The sequence below is a fragment of the Myxococcus stipitatus DSM 14675 genome (genome assembly GCF_000331735.1).
GTDB classification, from domain to species: domain Bacteria; phylum Myxococcota; class Myxococcia; order Myxococcales; family Myxococcaceae; genus Myxococcus; species Myxococcus stipitatus.
Window position 1 is genome coordinate 9,988,766 of sequence record NC_020126.1, and the last position, 19,534, is coordinate 10,008,299.

Genomic DNA, 19,534 nt, shown 5'->3' on the forward strand with positions numbered 1-19,534 from the left:
TTCCATGATGGAGGGGCACACTGGGGACACACGGAGGCATCGGTGCCGACTCACCGGCCCCCGGGTGGTCAGGCTTCTTCGTCGGGGAGGAGTGTCCGTAGAAGTTCGTCGTCGGGGCCGAGTGGGCGCCAGCCAGCCGGAGGCGGCTTGGCAAGGAGCGAATCACTCGCCTGCCGCACGCGCGCTTCATGCGTTCCTGGGATGTACCCAGACCAGCGACCAAGCACCATTGCAACCTCGAAGCGACTTGCATCATCCAAGACGGGCGGCCAGCCGTTGGGGAGTCCATCTCCCACTTCGCGCACGAGCACGTCTCGAACGAAGCGCGTGACTCTCTTGCTCTGCTCCGCCTCGTACAGCAGGCCACTCAACACCTGCACCGCAGCAACGTCGTTGCCCAACTCGTCGGTCAGGACGAACAGCGGGACAGCAGGGCGCGCCTCGGCAAAAGCAGTCAGCGAGTCGAATCCTCGCTCGCGGACGCGTTCGTACAGGCGTGCCTTGATGTCGCCCCGCCAAGCCCCTCCACTGCTCATCGCCTACTCCCCAGCCTGACGTCCAGATTGACTAGTGGCGGCACTACAACGCGACACCCCGCCTCACCAACTGGCGGGGCCGCCATCTCCGGGTCAGGCTGCGTCATCGGGAAGGAGAATGAGGAGTAGCTCATCGTCGGGGCCCATCGGACGCCAACCGGGCGGCGGCGGGTTTGTGCGAAGCGCATCTCTGGCTTGCTTCACGCGCGCCTCATGAGTCTCCGGGGTGTAGCTACTCCAGCGAGCGAGGGCTTGGGCAACATCGAATCGGTTTGTGTCGTCCCGTACAGAGGGCCACCCAGTTGGGAGGCTCGCATGCAATTCGCGCACGAACTGCCCACGCACCAAGCGAGTGACCTGATGGTTTCGCTCCGCTTCAGCTACGAGTCCACTGAACACCTGCACTCCGGCAACATCGTCAGGGCCCAGTTCCTCAGCCAGTGCCACGAGCGAAGCAGTCGGGCGTGCCTCGGCAAATGCGGTCAGCGAATCGTAGCCGCGCTCTCGGACGCGCTCATACAGCCGGGCCTTCCAGTTCCCCTGCCATGAACGCCCGTCGGTCATCGGCGCGTCCCCTTCATGAACTTCATCGGGATGTCGTACTCCTTCAAGTATCCCGCGATGAGCCTCAAGATCTCGTTCCGCGTCAACCTCTGGCCGTTTTCGGCCTCAGCCTCCCGCAGCACCTTCATGATCATCCGGTTCCATTCCCCGGGCCATGTGCGACCCAACCTCCAGTTCCCCCCTCCGTGAATTGCCTCGTGGTGGAACCTCTCCAGGCGGACACAGAACTGGTCGATGTCCATGTCGCCCTTGAAGCCCCGTTGCTCGAACCACTCCCGGTGCTCTTTCGGCATGACGTGGTGCTTCGGGGCCTCGGACATTCCCGCGCCCGCCTTCCCCGTCACATGCATCCCCCTCACCTCCGGACTGTCGCCCAGTGCATCGCGCACTCCCTGGGGCAAGTCCTGATACGCCTGCGCCATCATCACCTGTCCGCCGTGGATGCGGATGGCCGCGTTGACGGCTGGAAGGGAGATGACGCCCACCTGCACAAGCCTCCGCATCATCTCCACCCACTCCGCGGAGACGACGATGCGCGAGCCCATCATGACGCCCTCCGACCCCATCGCGAGGCTCATGCCGAGCGTCACCGGTGCGGCCGGGGGCAGTCGAGGGAGCGACATCTTCAGCGTGGAGATCATGGACACCATCTCCAGCACCTGCGCCGCCGTGAGCAGCTTCTCACCCACGCGCATGCTCTCGCGGGTCCGCGCTTGCAGCGCGGCATACTCACGGGTCAGCTTCCCCATCAACTCAGGCATCGCCGTGGCAGCGGCCTCCACTCGCTCCGGGTCGAGTGACTCCAGGTCCTTCAGCGTGGGCTCCATCAGTCGCTGCACCCGATGAAGGTCCACGAACAGCTTCTCGTCGCTGCACGCGAAGCAGTGCTTGATGATGGCGGCCGAGAGCTGGAGGAAGTCCACCCAGGTGGCCAGCAGCAGAGTCCCGAACATCGTGGCCTGGAGCTTGGGCCCCGTCATGCGGAGTACCCCCATCTCCATGTCCGGGTCGCCCACTTCCGAGGCCACCTCCGTCAGCCCGGTCGCACTCTCAAGCTCGCCACGGAGCCACGTCACTTGAGCGGAGCCATGCTCGACAAACCGGGAGAACAGGCCGTCGTCATTGAGGCTCTGCTCACCGAGCGCCCTGGGCCGATGGGCCGCCAACTTCGTGAAGGTCCCTTCAACACCATCCAGTGTGCCCTTCACTTCGTCGATGGCGTCGAGCACAGCCTGTCGCGGCGAAGCGCTGGCTTGGGCACTGCCCCCGACGGCTCCGGATGCGACCTTCGTTGCATCAATTCGCGCCCCCCCATGACGCACGAATCGCTGTCGCGGCCAGGAGCCCGCGATGGAGTTCGGAGACGGGTCGAAAGCCCCGGGGCGTTCGTCGCTCGCCATATCCACCCCCTCGGGAGGTGTTGCCACGCGCGGCGTGTAGTTCAGCGTGTGGCCACGCACGGGAGCATGAGGCACCGAGATGCATCCCGTGGTGAGCAAGGCCAGCGACAGCCACAGGGCGTTAGCGGACATGGTCCACCCCCAGGCCCACCGAGGCGAAGGCGCCAGGTCGCAACGTCCCTTCGGCGGTGGGGAACAACAGCGTGCCGCCCGTCCCCATCGCGTAGAGGCTGCCTCCCAGGAATCTCCACCGGACTTCCACCGCTCCGAGGTAGCGCGCTCCGGGCATCCCAGCTCCAACCGCGAGCCCCTTCAACGACACCTGCAAGCAGCGCTCGAAGAGCTGCACCGCCACACGTCCGTCAACATCAGCGCGGCCCCACGAAAAGACTTCCGCCCCCATCGAGACGTTCAGGTGCTTGTTGGGCCCCCCGTAGCTGACGGCGTCCCACTCCACGATGGCCTCGCCGAACGCGGAGGAGCCGTCCGGGAAGTGAGCATCCGCGAGCGGCACGCCGTCAGGGCCCGCCGCCTGGAAGCGCGCCAGCTCGTAGTCCGCACCGAAGAAGCCTTGCCGGAAGCCTCCATGCTGGCGCCTCGCCTCCAGCCGAAGCCGCATGTTGAACCTGTCGGTGAGGTAGTCCACCCCGCCCCCCACGACAGCGCCCCACGCGCCGCCCTCGCCAGGACGACCGCCCCACCCGGCAAGCAAGTGGGCCTCGAGGTCGGAGCGCGCCACCACTATCGCCATCGCATCCAGGTGAGCCAACGTCACCGACGGCGCGCGGCCTCCAGCCTTCCCCCAGTCATGCACGGCGGACAGGGCCAGCGTGTACCGCCCACCCTTCTCGGGCTGACCGAAGAAGATGTGCTCAACGTCCAGGGAGAACTCCGCCCCCACCAACCGAGCCCCCAGCACGTCTGACGCGAAGGCTTGGGTGTAGAGCGGCCCCAACGTGCCGGTGAAGATGCCTCCAGCCGGGTGGTAGTTCGGATGGGTCCGGTTGGAGTAGCGACGGACCAGATGACCCGAGAGAAGCTTGTGTTCCTCCAGCGGCCCGAACCAGACGCCCACGGGCGCGTCGTCCGAACCCAACAAGAGGCCGCGAACGAGCTGCCCCCAGTCCGAGAGCGTGTCCCAGTCCTCGCGACGCACGAGCGCGCCACCATCGCTCCCGCCCCACATCCGGAAGCGAACCGCAGCCCCCAGGTTGAGGCCGAGCTCGGGGCCACCGTCGAGGATGAAGGTGGGCTCAATCTGGATGAAGCCCTCGTCCGCCCCCGCACCAGCACGAGGCAACAGCGCGAGAGTCGTGACCTCCGCTCGCAGCAGGGAGTGCCACTGACGCTCGGAAGGCATCGACGAACTGGAGGAACGCGGTTCCTCACTCCCAGCCGTCATGGGAAACAGCAACAACAGCAACACGACCGCGCCATCTCGCATCGGCCCCCCAGGCTCCACGGACTGGACCTCGTCGAAGGTCAGCCGAATAGCATCGGGGTCTGACAACTTCCGACATCCATCACATTCTGAACAATCTCAGAGGTTGAACCCCTGGACATCCAGGAACGCAAGGGGACGCACGCGAAAGAGAAAGGGGCCTCGAGCCAGACGACGGCTCGAGGCCCCTTCTTCATGGTCCAACGTCTGAAGACGCCAGCTACTTCGCGGACTCGATGACGTAGATGAGCGTCACCTTCGCGGAGACCGTCTGCTCCTCCGGCTGGATGGGCGTGGCGACGCGGGCATCAGCGGCCTCCGCCATCGCGAAGCGCGCCGGGTACAGCTGCGGCGGCTCCGTCACCGTGCTCGCATCCACCACCGCGCCCAGCTTCACGTTCAGCGCCGCGGCCAGCACCTCGGCCGACTTGCGCGCACGCGCCACCGCCTGCCGCAGCGCCTCGCCCTGCACCGCGTCCTGCTTCGCCAGGCCGAAGCGCACCTGGTCCACGCGGTTCGCACCGGCCGCGAGCGCCTGGTCCAGCAGGCTGCCCACGCGCGACAACTCCGTGACGTGCACCGACACCAGGTTGCTCACCCGGTAGCCCTTCAGCTTCGGCTCCGTCTCGTTCGGCGCCGGAGGCCCGTAGTCCGGGTACACGGAGAAGTTGCGCGTCTGGATCTCCTTGCGCGCGATGCCCGCGCCCGTCAGCGCGCCAATCACCTTCTCCATCTTCTTCGCGTTCTGCTCACCCGCCACCTTCGCGTTGGGCGCCAGCGTCTCCACCGCCAGGTCGATGAAGGCCTCGTCCGGCTGCGCCTTCACCTCGCCGGTTCCCTCCACGCGCAGCGTGCGCGCCGCAGGGTCCACCGCCGGGCGCGGCGCGGCCGGGCCCTGCGCGAAGGCTCCCATCGACGTGAGCATGACGGCAGAGAGCAACCAGGAACGGATGGGTCGAACGTTGAACATTGCGCCTCCTCGGGGCGGGGTTTCGCGAACAGCGCGTCGTGATGTCGCTGCCATACCCTTCCGGACGGGGGCTCGCCGACAACATTCATGACTTTGTACGGCGGCCCTCCAGCCGAGCGCAGCGCTCTCTCCTCCCACTCGAGGATGAGGCTTCAATGACTCGCGGCATCGCCCGTCTCATACTCCGAGACTCGTGGCTTCGGGGCCTTCATCGCGCGGCTGGTGACTTCCCGCACACGCGTCGTGGCCTTGCGGCGCGCGGCCCTCAGCACATCCCGTCCCATGTCCATCACCGCCGACACGGCCCCCGCCACCAGGTTGCCCGGCGGCGTGTCCGGAGCCATCGGGTGCGGATGCGTGGGCGCCGACTGCTTCGCCTTCTCCAACAACCCACCCAGCTCTCGCAGCTCCTGCGGCCGCAGCGCTTTCTTCACTTCTGGGAAAAGAGTGGTCTCTTCCTCGAGCACGTGTGCGCGCACGGTCTCCATCAGCACATACACCTTCGCGTCGAAGCGCTCCGCCTCCGGAGGGAGCTCATCCAGCTCCGACAGCACCCACTTCACGACGTGGTGCTCCTCCAGCGAGCGGAGCACTTCGTCCTTCAGGGACTCCGAGCGCGCTCGCGCCATCGGATAGAAGACCTGCTCCTCGATGGCGGCGTGCACCGACAGCGCGTGGACCATCTGCTCCACCAGCTTGCGCTTGAGCTTGTGGGCGTTGGGGCCCGCCTTCTCGAACTTGCGGAAGAGCTGCTCCACCGTCTTGTGGTCCGCCTTCAGCAACGCGATGGCATCCATGGTTGATTGCCTCCCTGGGGTTCTGGGAGCCGCGCATCCCCACCGTGGAGCGCTCGGCTCCTGGCGCGCGACATGTCCTGGATGGTGGGGACGCCCCCGCGCTCATGCCGAGGCCACCCACGGGCAGCACGACCCCTTGGACTCTCGGCGGCCATCCAGGATGCCCCTTCGGATGTCCCTTGCACGGCGTGCGTGAGCCCAGGCCGAGGACGTCGTCGGCCACCGAGGGAATCGCCCTTCCCATGGCGGGAAGCCGCCCACCGTCCCTGACACTCCACGGTGTCCCGCGCCTCCGACGAGCGTGACGTGGGCGACGAGTCCATCGACCCGAGGGGCAATCCCACGCGGAACCACCTCTGCTCAATGTCGCCTCGTCGTACTGGGAGGATGGGGCCGCCGCGAGCGCGGGGGTGGGGGGAGGGGGAGCAGTGAACACGGTGATGAATGATGCCTTGCGCGTTCGCGTGGCACGCATCGCAGGCGAGGCCGAGGACGTCTTGTCGTACGAGCTGGTCGCCGAAGAAGGCGGCGCGCTCCCGTCCTTCGAACCCGGTGCTCACGTGGACGTGCGCGTGCCGGGACGTGAGTCCGTGCTGCGCTCGTACTCGCTCTGCAACGACGCGGAGGAGACGCACCGGTATGTCATCGCCGTGCAGCGGGATGCCCGAGGCCGCGGGGGCTCGCGCGCCATGCACGAGCACGTCCGCGAGGGCGATGTCCTGGTGGTGAGCGCGCCTCGCAATGACTTCCCGCTGCTGTTCGCGCGCGGCTATGTGCTGGTGGCCGGTGGCATCGGCATCACGCCGCTGTTGTCCATGGCGCGCCAGCTCCAGCGCACGGGCGCGGACTACACGCTGTACTACTGCGCGCGTGCTCCCGAGCGCGCCGCGTTCCACGAGCTCTTGTCCACCGAGCCGTTCGCGGACCGGGTGCGCTTCCACTTCGACGGCGGTGAGCCCGAGAAGGGGCTCGACGTGTCGGGGCTGCTCTCCACGCGCAAGCCCGGGACGCGGCTGTACTGCTGCGGCCCCTCCGGGCTGATGAAGGCCGTGCGGGACGCCTCCGCCCGGCACCGCTGGCCCTGGGAGAAGGTCCACTTCGAGTCCTTCAACGCCGACGGCGTCAGCGCCGCCAGCGGCAAGGAGGACAGGGACTTCGAGGTCGCCATCCGCAGCACCGGCCAGGTGCTCAGCGTGCCCAAGGACCAGTCCCTGCTCAACGTGCTGCGCCGCAACGGCGTCCGAGTGCCCAGCGACTGCGAGGCCGGCACGTGTGGCACCTGTGTGACTCGCGTCTGCGAGGGCCAGCCCGAGCACCGCGACTCGTTCTTCCAGCAGGAGCCCGCGGGAGATGAGCGCATGCTGGTCTGCGTGTCGCGGGCCCGCTCCAAGCGGCTGGTGCTGGACCTGTGAAGCGCGGCGCGTGGCTCAGGTGACGTCGCCCCGCGCTCGAGCGACCTCGGCCCGGATGAGTCCTCGCAGGGCCTCCGGGTCGAAGGGCTTCTCGACGCGCGGATTCTCCACGCGCTCCAGGAAGGTGCGCGCCGTCGGCGTGAAGGCGCCTCCGGTGATGAACACCACGCGCTCGGCCACCGCGGGCGCGGTGCGCACGAGCGCATCGTAGAGGTCCATCCCCGTCATCTCCGGCATCATCAAGTCGCAGAGCACGACGTCGTAGCGGCGCGGCACAGGCTCGCTCAGCCGCTCCAGCGCCTGCCGCGCGCTCACCACCACGTCCACGTCGTTCTCTCGCGCGAGCGTGCGGCGGATGGCGCCGCTCACCAGCGCGTCGTCGTCCACCACCAGCACGCGGCCTCGGGGCTTCGCCAGGGTCGGCACTCGCGCGGACAAGGTCCCCGGGTGCGCCCCCTCCCCCGTCGCCTCCAACGGCGAAGGGCTCGGCTCGACGAGCGGGACGGGCGTCGTCGACGCGGGCTCGAGCCTCGATGCGACGGGGGCCTCGCGGAACGAGGGCATGGACTCCGCGGGCGCCAAGGACGTGGGCCGGGCGCTGTCGACCTCCGCTCTGGAAGGCGAGGACTCCAGCCCTGACGCATGGCCCGTGAGCGAGGGGTACTCCGTCACGAAGCGAGAGCCCGACGCGGAGGGCTCCGCGATCACGGGATGCCTCGACGACGTGCGCTCCGTCACGGCGCGGGTTCCGGAGGAGGGCTCGGGGACCGTGGCGTAGCCCGTGGGTGAGGACTTCCGCTCCGCCATCGGTCTGGAGACGATGACCGGCGCGGGGCGCCCCGAAGACAGCACGTCCTCTGTCGCGGCACTCGGGGATGACGCGAGGCGATGCTCGGAGAAGTCCGCGCGTCGCGAGGTGTCCGCGCTGGCCGCGAGGTCCCCGTGCGACGACAGCCTCGCGCCATGGGTCGACAGCTCTTCCACGGGCCTCGACTCGTGCACCGAGGGAGCGCCCATCACCGAGGACTTGCGGTCCGCAATCCCTCTCAGCCCGTGCGCGGGCTCGTGCTCCGTCAAGGAGCCCCCCGGTGAGGACGGCGGCTCCGCCATCCCTCGCAACGACTCGGGCACCGTCGGGTAGCCCGTGGGTGAGGACTTGCGCTGCGTCACCCCTCGCGAGGGCTCGGCGATGACGGGGAAGCCCGTGGACGAAGACTGGCGCTCCATCGCCGCCCTCATCCCCTGCGACGACTCCGGCACCGCGGGATAGCCCGTCGGCGAGGACGGTCTCTCCGTCACCGCTCGCGACGAGGGCTCGGACACCACGGGGTAGCCCGTCGGCGACGACGGCCGCTCCGCCACCCCTCGCAGCGCGTCGGACACCCCCGGAGAGCCCAGGGACGAGGAGGCGCGGTCCACCGCCGGCCGCATCCCCTGCCCCAGCTCTCCGTACGCCGCGCGCTCGCCCGTGCCTCGCACGGACCGGCTCCCCGTCATGCCCCGCCGGCGCCCCTCCGCGGACATCACCGCGCTCACATCCCTCGCGCGACGCAGCGCCACCCGGAACACGGACCCGCGGCCCAGCTCACTCTCCACGGAGATGGTCCCGCCCATCGCCGTCACGTACGCGTGGCACAGCGACAGCCCCAGCCCCGTCCCCACGCCCACCGGCTTCGTCGTGTAGAACGGGTCGAAGATGCGGCCCAGCGACTCCGGCGCGATGCCCGTGCCCGTGTCCCGCACCTCCGCCACCACCCAGCCCTCCGGGCCCGCGCGCGTGACGAGGCGCACCTCGTTCTCCTCCGCGTGCCCCTCCGGCAGCGCCTGCGCCGCGTTGATGAGCAGGTTCAGGAACACCTGCGCCAGTCGCGCCTCGCTCCCCTCCACCCACGTCACATCGCCGTAGTCGCGCACCACCTTCGCGCGCGGCCGCAGCTCGCCCATCGCGATCTTCACCGCCGAGTCGAGCACCGCCCCCAGCTCCACCGGCCCCTGCATCTCGTCGTCCGGCCGGGAGAAGGTCTTCAAGTCCCGGACGATGCGCCGCACCCGGTCCGCGCCATGCAACGCCTCGCGCAGCGCCTGCCCCACCTCGCGCAGCCGGGTCCCCGCGTCGCGCGCCTCCCCCAGCTCCCGCGCGAGCGCATCCGACTCCTCGCTCGCGTGCTCCAGGTTCGACACGATGTACGCCAGCGGGTTGTTGATTTCGTGCCCCACGCCCGCGGCGAGCTGTCCCACCGCCGCCATCCTCCCCGCCTGGACGAGCTGCGCCTGCGTCTGCCGCAGCGTGCGCACGTTCGCCTCCAGCTCCTCGTTCGCGCGCGCCAGCTCCCGCGTGCGCTCCTGCACGCGCTCCTCCAGCCACCGCTCGCGCGCCTTGAGCTGCCCCACGCGCAGCAGGTACACGCTGACGCCCAGCATCCCGAGCCCCAGCACGAACAGCGCCCAGAAGTCCGTGCGCTGCCAGAGGTTCGGCTCCAGCAGCACCTCCAGCGACACCGGCTCGGTCCATCCGCCGTCGCGGCCCTCGGCCTGGACCTCGAAGCGGTAGCGCCCGGGCCTCAGCCCCGTGTACGTCGCCCGGCGAATCTCCGCGCGCACCCAGCCGTCGTCATGCCCCACCAGCCGGTAGCGGAAGGGCAGCCGCACCGCGTCCCCCGGCGTGAAGGCCGTGAAGCGGATGTCCAGCCGAGACCCATCCGGCCGCAATTCCACCGGCCCCTTCACCGGCACCAGCTGCCCCTGCACGCGCACCTCCTCGATGCGCACCTCGGGCGGCTGTCGGCTGGCGCGCACGCGCACCGGGTCCACGACGATGGCGCCCTGGATGGTCGTGAACCACAGCCTCCCGTCCTTCCCCCGCCACCCCGACGGCTGCGTGTTCCCGTTGCACTCCGGCGAGCGCATGCCGTCCGTCTGGTCGAACCCCATCACCGCGAGCCGGGAGCGGCGTGAGTCCGCCACCTCGTCCAGCTCCCGGCGCGAGACGCGGGACACGCCCTTGTTGCTGCTCATCCACAGGTAGCCGTCGCCATCCGAGACGATGCTGAACACCGCGTCGTCGTAGAGCCCGTGCTGCGACACCGAGTAGCGCGTCCACTCGCCATTGCGCCACCGGCCCAGCCCCGTCTCCGTCCCCACCCACACCGTGCCGTCCGGGTCCGTCAGCAGCGACAGCACCACCTCCCCCGGCAGCCCGTCCTTCAGCGTGTAGCGGCGCAGCCCCTTGCCTTCCTCGAAGCGCCACAGGCCCCCCTCGGAGCCCAGCCACACCGCGCCGGCCGCGTCCTCCGCCATCACGATGACCGGCTCCCCCAAGCCCTGCCGGGGACCGAACACCATGACGTCGCCCCCGCGCACCCGCGCCAGGCCCTTGCGCGTGCCGAACCACTGCGTGCCTCGCGAGTCCACCAGGATGGACGTCACCACGTCGTCCGGCAGCCCCTGCACCCGCGAGGACCGCGCGAAGCGGTGGCCGTCGTAGCGGAACGCGCCCGCCTTCGAGCCCGCCCACAACGTCCCATCCGGCGCCTCGTGCAGCGCGGTGATGACCGGGTCGGTGCCTCCCTCGAAGTCCTCCATGCGGCGGATGCGCCCGTCGCGCAGGTAGAACAGCCCCCCGCCCACCGTGCCGAACCACACCGTGCCGCGCCGGTCCTCCAGCACCGTGCTCACCGTCTCGTTGGCAAGGCCCTCCGGCCCGCCATACGTGGCGAACGGCCCATCCCGCAGACGGAACAGGCCGGAGTACGTGCCCACCCACAGCGAGCCGTCCCGGTCCTCCAGCAGCGACAGCACCTCCGCGTCCGCCAGCCCCGCGCCGTGCAATGGAGCGCTGAAGCCATCCGCCTCCCGCCGCACCAGTCCGCCGCGCCGCGTGCCCACCCACAGGCTGCCCTGGCTGTCCGCGAACAGCGCGGTGACGATGGCCGGCAGCCCCTCCGCCACGGTGAACCGCGTGACGACCGCGCCGTTCCACGAGAAGAGCCCCGCGTCCGTGCCCATCCACAACGTCCCGGAGACGTCCTGGTAGAGCGCCGTCACCTCCGGGTGCGGGGCCGGCCCGGGCACGGGAAAGGGCGTGCGCAGCACCTGCCCGCCCTCGAGCAGCGCCACGCCCGCCTTCGTGCCCACCCAGAGCCGGTTGTCTCCGCCCGCTCGCGCAATCGCGGTGACGAAGGAGCCCGGGAGGCCATCCGCCTCCGTGAAGTGCCGCGCCACGCCTTCGCCCAGCGGCACCTGCCACAGCCCTCCGGAGGTGCCCACCCACAGCGAGCCTTCTCCGACGAGCAGCTCCTCCACCCGCACGCCCTCCAGCGGCGCGGAGGCTCCGGGCGCCCGCTGGAAGCGGCCATCCACGTACGCCACCAGGCCCTGGTCCGTGCCCACCCACAAGACGCCGGATGCATCCTCCGCGAGCGCCTTGATGGCGTGGCTGCGCAGCTCCGGCGTGTTGCGCTTGTCGAAGACGACGAAGCGCGCGCCGTCGAAGCGCACCAGGCCTTCCCACGTCCCCAGCCACACATAGCCGTCGCGCGTCTGCGCCAGCGCCAGGAGGCTGTTCTGCGGCAGCCCGTCGTCACTGCGCCATGAATCCTGGCTGTACTGGGACACCCGGCGCTGCGGGTCCAAGGCGAAGCCCGGCCGCGCCAGGACAAGCCCGGCAAGCAGGACCACCCCCAAGAACCCGCGCCAGACGGCACGGGGCTGATGCCCCGAAAGACACATGACGCCCACAGTGTCCGGCAGAATCGCCCGAGAGGCCAAACCTCGAGCGTTCACCCGGAGTGGAACGTTCGCCACCAACGGCCTCGGCGACAGCGGCGGGGGACCACCTGCCCCCCCTCGACTTCCAGACTTCCCCCCGCCGCTGTCGCCTCGTACGCCACCACCGCCGGCACCAGGAGCCCCAAGCTCCCGGAGTCCGGGGCCATGGCCCGAGCGCTCCCCGCTTCGAGGTCCTGGTGGTGGAAGGGCCTCGCCGCATCGCGCTGACCGGAAGATGGGAAGCAGGGGTGGCAGGCGCCACTGCGGGAAGACGACAGCAATCACGTCCCGCGGTCGCCCCAGGGCGGCCCCGAGGCGCCCGCCCTCCCGCCTGGGCTTTCCGCGTGAAGACGGCCGGATGGACGAAGGTGCATGTCACCCCGCGTCGCGCGAGCGTCTATGCTCCCCGCCCGAAGAGCGAGGGTGGATGAGCAACGGGGCGTTGTTTTCGACGGACACGGTGACCACCGAGGCGCGGTACCAGTGGCACCTGTGGGTGGCGGATGTGCTGGACATGGCGACGGCGGCCCTCGCGGGCTGGGCCGCGCTGCGAGCACTGGAGCAGGAGCGCACGACGGTGACGATGGTCGTCGCCATGGCGGTGGCCTGGCTGGTGGTGTCCGCCGTGGGTGGGATTTGGGGTCGGACGCTGTGGCGGCAGCTCGCGGGGGTGCGGCTGGTGCACGGGGCTCGGCCTCCGGGGGTGGTTCGCACGCTGGCCCGGGCGTTCACCACGCCGGTGGATCTGCTGGTGTCGCCGGTGCTGCTGCGCCGGCCCTTCGACACGATGCTGGGGCTCTATGCCGAGCCGGTGATGGCGGGCACGGCGGCGCGGATGAAGGGGCTGGTGCGGCAGTTGCCGTGGCTGGCCCTGCTCGTGGGCTCGGTGTGGCTCATCGTCACGCCGACGCGGGCGGAGATGGTCAAGTACCTGGGCCGGACGCTGACGGGGTGGCACTGCTGCCACGGCACGCGGGAGGTGACGTGGGAGTGCAGGACGTCGCTGAGCCGCGCGGTGCGCGAGGCCCGCTCCGGCCACGCGGACGTGCAGGCCGTGGTGGCTGACTGTCCCGTGGCCGCCGAGCGACTCGCGAAGCCCTGAGGGGGCCTACCGGAGGGTGGTGATGAACTGCCCTTCCTTGCAGAAGACGCCCACCTTGCCCCGCTCGACGAGGAAGTCGGCCCGGTCCTTGAAGTTCTTCGCGGGCCGATTCGTCTGCGGGAGGACGATGCCCAGCCGCGCCGTCTGGCGCAGCCCCTTGACGACGTAGCAGTCGTTCCAGGTGAACTCGTCGAGGTTGCGGACCACCACCTCGTCGCTGGTGATGGCCTTGAGGCCGGTGACGGCGCGCACGGTGCCCACCAGCGTCTTGGGCGGAGCGGGCTTGGGCGGCTCGGGGGCGGCTTCCGGCGCGGCGGCTTCGGGGGCGGGGGCTTCGTCGACGGCGACCGCCACCTCGGGGCTGGTGTTGCCTCCCGGCAGGGCGATGAAGCGTGCTCCCGTGGCGGCGCTGGCGCTCGAGTCGAGGGACAGCCGCGCCAGTTGCACCTTGCGGCGGACCTTCGGGTTGGCGGCGGCCCAGGACACGGTGGCGCGGCCCAGCAGCACGCGCTGGCCATTCTTCGCGGGCCCCACGACCTGGACGACCATGTCGCGTTGCAGGAGCGCGGCCTGGGCGCCGCGCACGAGGTAGTCTCCGTCCTCTTCCTGCAACGGGAGCACGGCCGTGGGTGAGACGTAGGTCACGAACTTCGTGGCGGCCGGCGTCGGCGTGGGCTCCGGCGAGGACTTGGGCGGCTTCGCCGCGGGGGGTGTGCGCGGCTTGGGCGGCACGGGGTCTCGCGTGGCGACGGGCTCGGGCCGGGGTGAACCCTTCCCGGTGGGCTCGGGTGTCGCGACGGGCTCTGGTGTCTCGGTGGGCTCGGGCTTCACCGCGACCTGCTCGGGGGGGCTTGGCTGGGCGGGCGGCTTCTTGCCTGTGCCCGGCGTCGTGCCGCCCTGGGCACGAGGCTGGGGGTTCTTCGGCTCCTCGCGCTGGGAGGGCTCCGCGGACGGGGTGGCCGAGGCCACCGCGGGCGTGCTTCCCGAGCGGCGAGCGATGTACGCCGTCGTCACGGCGGTGCCCGCCATCAACAGCAGGACGAGTCCCACCAGGAGCGCCACCGAGGTCTTCCGGACTGGAGCGGACCGAGTCGACTCGGCGTGGGCTCCCGCGCCGTGCGGCTGGGAGCTCGGCACCGGCGCGGCGCCTGGATGCGAGGCCGGGTTCGCTGGCGAGGCTCCCGCGTGTGCGGAGGAAGGCGTGTTCGCGACCGTCGGGGCTCCCCACGCGGGTGAGGCAGAGGGTGCTCCCCCGGGGCCAGCAGCCGGAGATCCCCACGCGGGCGAGGCAGCGGGTGCTCCCCCGGGGCCAGCAGCCGGAGATCCCCACGCGGGCGAGGCCGAGTTCGCGGGCGCAGCTCCCGCGTGCGCGCTCCCTGGCGCGGCCGCCGGAGAGCCCCACGCGGGTGAGGCCGAGTTCGCGGGCACAGCTCCCGCGTGCGCGCTCCCAGGCGCGGCCGCCGGAGATCCCCACGCGGGTGAGGTCGCGTTCGCGGGCGCAGCTCCCGCGTGCGCGCTCCCAGGCGCGGCCGCCGGAGATCCCCACGCGGGTGAGGTCGCGTTCGCGGGCCCAGCCCCCGGAGATCCCCACGCGGGCGAATTCGCGTTCGCGGGCACAGCCCCTCTCGCCGCCCCAGCGTTCCCACTCCCCACCGCGCTGGGCGAGGCACGCACCGCGGTGGCCTCCATCCCCATCGCATCCTCGCCAGCGGGCCCATCCGGACGGGCCACGCCCGCCACGCGCCGCTCCCCCGACGGAGGGCGCATCATCGTCGGCTCGAAGCCGGACGGCTCCGCCTGCCCAGGGCTCGCCTGCGGCCCCGTGCCGTACATCCCCGTCCCCGTATGCGGCTGCGGCGTGGGCGTCCGGTGGTGGCTCGACGACGAGGTCACCTTCGAGATGAGCTGCCGCTGCGCCGCGAAGGCCTCCGGGCACAACGCGCGCACGAAGTGGCCCACTTCCTCGGCCCCCACCGCCGCGCCGGAGCGCACCAGCTCGCCGTTGAGCGCCCGCGCCAGCTCATCCGCCCTCGAGTAGCGCTCATCCGGCTTCGCCGCCAGCGCGCGCCGCACCACCCCATCCAGCCCGCCGTCCACGTCGCCGCGCAGCCCCGTCAACGAAGGCACCGACGGCTGGGACATGGCCGCCATCATCTCCCCCACCGTCCCGTGGGGAATGAGCGACCGCCCCGCCAGCATCTCCCACACCACCACGCCACAGGAGTAGATGTCGCTGCGGTGGTCCAGCGCCTCCGCGCGCACCTGCTCCGGCGACATGTAGCCCAGCTTCCCCATCACCGTGGCGGGCAGCGTGTACTTGCTGCGCGCCGCCGACTTCGCCAGGCCGAAGTCGATGACCTTCACCTCGCCCTCGTACGACACCATGACGTTGTGGGGCGACACGTCGCGGTGGACGATGCCCAGCGGCACCCCGTCCGGGCCCACCTTGCGGTGCGCGTAGCCCAGGCCCTCCGCCATGCGCTGGCCCAGGAAGAGCGCCACCGGCACGGGCACCTGCACCCCCTGCTGCCGCACCTGCTCCAACAGGTAGGCCAGGTCCACGCCCGCCACGTACTCCAGCGCCATGTAGTACGTCCCGTCCGCCTCCCCCATGTCGTACACCTGGGCGATGGACGAGTGGACCAGGTGCACCAGCACCTTCGCCTCATGGTGGAAGCGGTCCAGGAACTGCCGGTCCTTCAGTAGCGCTGGAAGAATCGTCTTCACGATGCACGGCTTCTCGAAGCCGGCCGCGCCGCTGATTTTCGCCAGGAACACCTCCCCCATGCCCCCCTGGCCCAAGGGGTGGACAAGCTCATAGCGCCCGAGGAAACGGGAGGACTCTGTAGGGACAGTGCTCATGGCTTCGGCCGGCAGCGAAGCACCCGGACACACACGGAAGCAAGCCGCGCGGCACCCTTCTGCTTCTGTCCGACATCACACGCCGTCCGCACGAAGCCTCGGCCACCCACGCCCGGAGTGTCAGACCCCTGGGGCACAACAGTCCCAGAAGACGCGTCCCGGCAGTACGTACGAGCCCCGGCGACGTTGACCCTGCCGAGCCACGCGCTGCGCGGGGCCCAGGGCCCGCCCAGGTGGGCAACGGGGGCTGATTTCGGGACAGCGAACAACGAAGGAGCCCATCAGCGGCAGCCAGTTTGCGACAGCGACTCTCGCCGGATGTGAACCCGCGCACCTCCTGTCGCGGCCCCCCATCCCGCGGCCGTTGCCGGAAAACGGCGGGATGCGCTCCCTGAGACGAGCGGGGACGTCTGGCCGGAAGGTATCCCACCGGGCCGCATCCTCGCGAAATCGCCCACGGGCGGTGACGGAAGGATGTGACTCATGAAGCGCTGGGGGTTCATCGGGCTGTTGGGGCTCGCGGCCTGCATGCCGGACGAGTCGTCCAATCGGGATGCACAGCAGAACGTGTGCCCCGGCATCACCGCGGGCATGCTGCCGGGCAAACCGGAGGCAACGCCGTCGAACCACGGGCGCGAGCGCGTCATCGTCCGCTACCGGCGGGAGCGGGGCGTGACGGCCGCGCGAGTCAACCAGCTGGGTGGGGTGGTGACGGCGGCCTTCCGCGGCGCGCCCGCCCTGGCCGTGAGCGTCACAGCCGAGGAGAAGCTCGCGCTGGCGCAGGACCCGTCCGTGGAGCGCATCGAGCCGGACCCCGTGCTCCGCGCCCAAGGCCCCGCCACGCTGCCCGCGCTCTCGTTCCTGTCGAGCGGGGTCACGCGCTCGAACTCCATCTCCGGGGAGTACACCCAGGAGCTCACCAAGGTGCAGGCCGCGGAGGTGTGGGACCGCGACGGCGACGGCAGGCCGGACCCGGGCGCGGTGACGGGCCAGGGCGTGAAGGTGTGCGTCATCGACAGCGGCCTGGACATCGACCACCCGGAGCTGAAGGACGCGGTGGTGGCGGCCCGCGACTTCATGGACGGGGACAACGTGCCCACCGACGGCATCGACGGCCGCTGGGGCACCGGCCACGGCACCCACGTGGCGGGCATCATCGCCGCGAGGCCCGGCGCCGGAGGCCGGGGCGCCCCCGTGCTGGGGGAGCGCGGCCTGGTGGGCGTCGCGCCGGGCGTGCAGCTCATCATCGCCCGGGTGCTGGACCTCGAGGGCAGCACCCACATGAGCATCGTCATGCAGGCCGTGGAGTACTGCCAGGAGCAGGGCGCCAAGGTCATCTCCCTGTCGATTGCCGGCGGCATGCCCACGTACACCTCCGCCCAGGTGTTCCAGGCGGTGCGGGAAAGCGGAATCCTCGTGGTGGCGGCGGCGGGCAATGAAGGCTTCGGCGAGGTGTCCTATCCCGCGTCGGACCCGTCCGTGCTCGCGGTGGGCGCGCTGGACGCCCAGAACCAACGCGCCCTGTTCTCCTCCTACGGCCAGGCGCTCGCGCTGATGGCGCCCGGCGTGGACGTGCTGTCCACCTTCCCCCGAGGCCTGGGCTCCTTCGCCCTGGTGGACGTGGACGGCACCCAGCCGCTGGCGCGCTCGCTGCTGTACGCGCCTCAAGGCGAGACGTGGGGCACCCTGGTGGACTGCGGCAGCGGCGGGATGAAGGACTCGTGCGGCGAGGGGGCCAGCTGCCGCGGCTTCATCGCCTACGTACACCCCAGCGCCTTCGTGAGCCCGGAGCGGGCCGTGGTCAACGTGATGATGCAGGGCGCGCGCGGCGTCATCTTCGCCAGCGAGCTCATGAGCGGCGACGCGGAGATCATCTCCCTGCCCCGCCGCGGACACTGGGTGCCCGCCGTCACCATCAACCAGGCGGCCAGCACGCTGATGCAGCAGCAGCTCGGCTCCACCACCCGGCTGGGGCTGCACCCGGTGGACTACGCCTATCTGTCCGGCACCTCCATGGCCACGCCCTACGTGAGCGGCATCGCCGCGCTCCTGTTCAGCGCGCGCCCCTCCGCCACGCCCGCCGAGGTGACGGCCGCGCTGCTGACGAGCGCCCAGGACCTGGGGGCTCGCGGCGTCGACCTCGAGTACGGCCACGGCCTCGTGCAGGCGCGCCGGGCGATGGACGCGCTCCTGAACCCCACGCCCTGAGCCTCCGAGCGGGCGGACGAACGCCCTCGGACCTGGGGACATTGCCGGCGGGAATACGGGGCTCCACGTTTCCAGGCGGAGGCTCGGAAAGGAGTCCGACATGAAGGCATTCATGCGTATCGCGGGGTGTGTGGCGGCTGTGTGGGGATGCGCGGTGGGAGCCCAGGAGGACTACCGTCCCGCTGGCACGGGGCAGCCCACCGACGCCGTGGCGCCCGCGGCCCCCGCCGACGAACCTCGAAGGGAGCCGCGCGTGGAGGAGCCCTCCCTGGGCCTCTACGTGCTGATTGGCGGCGGCGTGGAGGGCTACGCCGGCCAGCTCTCGCCCCGGGTCGACACGGGCTTCACGTACGGCGCCTCCGTGGGCTACCGCGCCATGCCCTTCCTGGCGCTGGAGCTCGGCTACAACGGCAGCATCAACAACCTGGACGCGAACGGCAGCCTGGTCGCGAAGGGGGACCTGGGCAGCGGCCCGGACCTGGTGCGCAACGGCGGCCAGCTGCTGGTCCTCGGCATGGCGCCCCTCGAACGCGTCCAGCCCTTCGTGCTGACGGGCATCGGCTTCGACCGGTACACCGTGCGCCACGACGCCCCTCCGGGGGGGAAGACCCACTTCCGGGACGACACCGCCGGCTACATCCCCGTGGGCCTGGGCCTGCGCGTCCAAATCACCCGGCGCCTCGCCGCCGACGCGCGCGTCGCCTACCACTTCCTCTTCGACCAGGACTTCGCGTCCACCAGCGCGACGCCCAACGCGCTGGACGGCCGCTACATGGGCCTCCTCCAGTTCGGTGGCACCTATTGACCTGGGGCAGGACGTCCGGACCCGGCGCGGGTCCGGACGCGCCAACACCCGCGCCCGCCTCACGAGGGCCGGTCGACTCCCAGGCGCGCGGCGGCCCACGTGCCCTGCAGCCACCGCGGGAGCTGGCCTTCCACCTTGCGCGCCTCCGCCTCCGTCACCTGCCCATGCAACGCCGCGAAGACACCATGCAGCACCCGCCGCACGTTCTCCGGCTCCGCGTTCAGGTGGTTGGCCACCTGGAGGTAGAAGTCGTCACGGTCCACCTTCCCTCGCGGGCCCACCGCGTGACGCGGGCACCCGTCCGCCAGGAGCCCCCGCAGGTCCTCGGGGAGCTGCTCGCGCAGCTGCCGCATCAGCCCTTCCGACAAGAGCTCCGACAGCCCGCAGAACACCGCCTCCGCGGCCCGCTCGGCCTCGAACTCCGGAAGCTGGGCAGTCACCGCGTCCAGGAAGGACCGCCGGTCCGTCCCCACGCCCAGTCCCGACCACGATTGTGTCGCCTCCTGCTTCTGAATCGACATGCGCGCCTCCTCTCGGCCCTGCGCATTCACCGTGGGGGCGCGGCGCGTCCGCCGCAGCAAGCAACGGACCTGCGACCCGCCCGCCCGGCCCGCAATCAAAGGCTGGGAATTCCCAAACATGGGATTCCCGTTCGCTCATGGGACTCCCA

General features: G+C 70.7%; 13 protein-coding genes. 4 read left to right on the forward strand and 9 right to left on the reverse strand.

Annotation, left to right across the window (positions count from 1 at the left end):
* Positions 1 to 68 precede the first annotated feature (68 nt).
* From MYSTI_RS38890 to MYSTI_RS38915, 6 genes are all read right to left on the reverse strand, one after another.
* Positions 69 to 536: a hypothetical protein gene (locus MYSTI_RS38890; protein ID WP_015353361.1), complete on the reverse strand. Its 468-nt coding sequence runs from the start codon at positions 534 to 536 to the stop codon at positions 69 to 71.
* 93 nt (positions 537 to 629) lie between these two features.
* Positions 630 to 1,100 (reverse strand): hypothetical protein, encoded by a 471-nt coding sequence (locus MYSTI_RS45140; RefSeq protein ID WP_015353362.1) that lies wholly within the window; start codon positions 1,098 to 1,100, stop codon positions 630 to 632.
* Positions 1,097 to 2,632, reverse strand: coding sequence for a DUF2380 domain-containing protein (locus tag MYSTI_RS38900; protein WP_015353363.1), 1,536 nt, complete (start codon positions 2,630 to 2,632; stop codon positions 1,097 to 1,099). Before MYSTI_RS38900 ends, MYSTI_RS45140 begins: the two co-directional genes overlap by 4 nt.
* Positions 2,622 to 3,860: a hypothetical protein gene (locus MYSTI_RS38905; protein ID WP_086009869.1), complete on the reverse strand. Its 1,239-nt coding sequence runs from the start codon at positions 3,858 to 3,860 to the stop codon at positions 2,622 to 2,624. The genes MYSTI_RS38900 and MYSTI_RS38905 overlap by 11 nt, the downstream gene beginning before the upstream one ends.
* 301 nt (positions 3,861 to 4,161) lie before the next feature.
* The gene (locus tag MYSTI_RS38910; protein ID WP_015353365.1) at positions 4,162 to 4,911 is read right to left on the reverse strand and encodes an SIMPL domain-containing protein; all 750 of its coding nucleotides are present in this window, start codon (positions 4,909 to 4,911) and stop codon (positions 4,162 to 4,164) included.
* Positions 4,912 to 5,063: 152 nt separating this feature from the next.
* Positions 5,064 to 5,708: a hemerythrin domain-containing protein gene (locus tag MYSTI_RS38915; protein WP_015353366.1), complete on the reverse strand. Its 645-nt coding sequence runs from the start codon at positions 5,706 to 5,708 to the stop codon at positions 5,064 to 5,066.
* 464 nt (positions 5,709 to 6,172) lie between these two features.
* Here MYSTI_RS38915 and MYSTI_RS38920 point away from each other — a divergent pair, with 464 nt between their 5' ends.
* Positions 6,173 to 7,120: a PDR/VanB family oxidoreductase gene (locus MYSTI_RS38920; protein ID WP_233278100.1), complete on the forward strand. Its 948-nt coding sequence runs from the start codon at positions 6,173 to 6,175 to the stop codon at positions 7,118 to 7,120.
* Between the two features lie 15 nt (positions 7,121 to 7,135).
* Here MYSTI_RS38920 and MYSTI_RS38925 read toward each other — a convergent pair whose 3' ends face one another.
* The gene (locus tag MYSTI_RS38925; protein WP_233278101.1) at positions 7,136 to 11,848 is read right to left on the reverse strand and encodes a two-component regulator propeller domain-containing protein; all 4,713 of its coding nucleotides are present in this window, start codon (positions 11,846 to 11,848) and stop codon (positions 7,136 to 7,138) included.
* A 466-nt stretch (positions 11,849 to 12,314) separates the two neighbouring features.
* On the opposite strand from MYSTI_RS38925, the gene MYSTI_RS38930 reads away from it, so the two are divergent.
* Positions 12,315 to 12,989: a hypothetical protein gene (locus tag MYSTI_RS38930; RefSeq protein ID WP_015353369.1), complete on the forward strand. Its 675-nt coding sequence runs from the start codon at positions 12,315 to 12,317 to the stop codon at positions 12,987 to 12,989.
* A gap of 6 nt (positions 12,990 to 12,995) precedes the next feature.
* On the opposite strand, the gene MYSTI_RS45145 is transcribed toward MYSTI_RS38930, so the two are convergent.
* Entirely contained in the window at positions 12,996 to 15,776 is a 2,781-nt protein-coding gene (locus tag MYSTI_RS45145; RefSeq protein WP_233278102.1) for a serine/threonine protein kinase, read from the reverse strand.
* 558 nt (positions 15,777 to 16,334) lie between these two features.
* On the opposite strand from MYSTI_RS45145, the gene MYSTI_RS38940 reads away from it, so the two are divergent.
* Positions 16,335 to 18,059 carry a S8 family serine peptidase gene (locus tag MYSTI_RS38940; protein WP_015353371.1) on the forward strand — a complete coding sequence of 575 codons (1,725 nt, stop codon included), beginning with the start codon at positions 16,335 to 16,337 and terminating at the stop codon, positions 18,057 to 18,059.
* A 100-nt stretch (positions 18,060 to 18,159) separates the two neighbouring features.
* On the forward strand, positions 18,160 to 18,864 hold the full coding sequence (locus MYSTI_RS38945; protein WP_015353372.1) for a porin family protein: 705 nt from the start codon (positions 18,160 to 18,162) through the stop codon (positions 18,862 to 18,864).
* A gap of 59 nt (positions 18,865 to 18,923) precedes the next feature.
* Here MYSTI_RS38945 and MYSTI_RS38950 read toward each other — a convergent pair whose 3' ends face one another.
* Positions 18,924 to 19,385: a DUF2267 domain-containing protein gene (locus MYSTI_RS38950; RefSeq protein ID WP_015353373.1), complete on the reverse strand. Its 462-nt coding sequence runs from the start codon at positions 19,383 to 19,385 to the stop codon at positions 18,924 to 18,926.
* Positions 19,386 to 19,534: the final 149 nt, after the last annotated feature.

Bases quoted from the DNA above. Each gene is read 5' to 3' on its own strand.
- MYSTI_RS38950 (WP_015353373.1), bottom strand. From the start codon at position 19,385: ATGTCGATTCAGAAGCAGGAGGCGACACAATCGTGGTCGGGACTGGGC.
- MYSTI_RS38890 (WP_015353361.1), bottom strand. From the start codon at position 536: ATGAGCAGTGGAGGGGCTTGGCGGGGCGACATCAAGGCACGCCTGTAC.
- MYSTI_RS38910 (WP_015353365.1), bottom strand. From the start codon at position 4,911: ATGTTCAACGTTCGACCCATCCGTTCCTGGTTGCTCTCTGCCGTCATG.
- MYSTI_RS45145 (WP_233278102.1), bottom strand. From the start codon at position 15,776: ATGGGGGAGGTGTTCCTGGCGAAAATCAGCGGCGCGGCCGGCTTCGAG.
- MYSTI_RS38945 (WP_015353372.1), top strand. From the start codon at position 18,160: ATGAAGGCATTCATGCGTATCGCGGGGTGTGTGGCGGCTGTGTGGGGA.
- MYSTI_RS38905 (WP_086009869.1), bottom strand. From the start codon at position 3,860: ATGCCTTCCGAGCGTCAGTGGCACTCCCTGCTGCGAGCGGAGGTCACG.
- MYSTI_RS38930 (WP_015353369.1), top strand. From the start codon at position 12,315: ATGAGCAACGGGGCGTTGTTTTCGACGGACACGGTGACCACCGAGGCG.
- MYSTI_RS38940 (WP_015353371.1), top strand. From the start codon at position 16,335: ATGAAGCGCTGGGGGTTCATCGGGCTGTTGGGGCTCGCGGCCTGCATG.
- MYSTI_RS38925 (WP_233278101.1), bottom strand. From the start codon at position 11,848: ATGTGTCTTTCGGGGCATCAGCCCCGTGCCGTCTGGCGCGGGTTCTTG.
- MYSTI_RS38900 (WP_015353363.1), bottom strand. From the start codon at position 2,632: ATGTCCGCTAACGCCCTGTGGCTGTCGCTGGCCTTGCTCACCACGGGA.
- MYSTI_RS38915 (WP_015353366.1), bottom strand. From the start codon at position 5,708: ATGGATGCCATCGCGTTGCTGAAGGCGGACCACAAGACGGTGGAGCAG.
- MYSTI_RS45140 (WP_015353362.1), bottom strand. From the start codon at position 1,100: ATGACCGACGGGCGTTCATGGCAGGGGAACTGGAAGGCCCGGCTGTAT.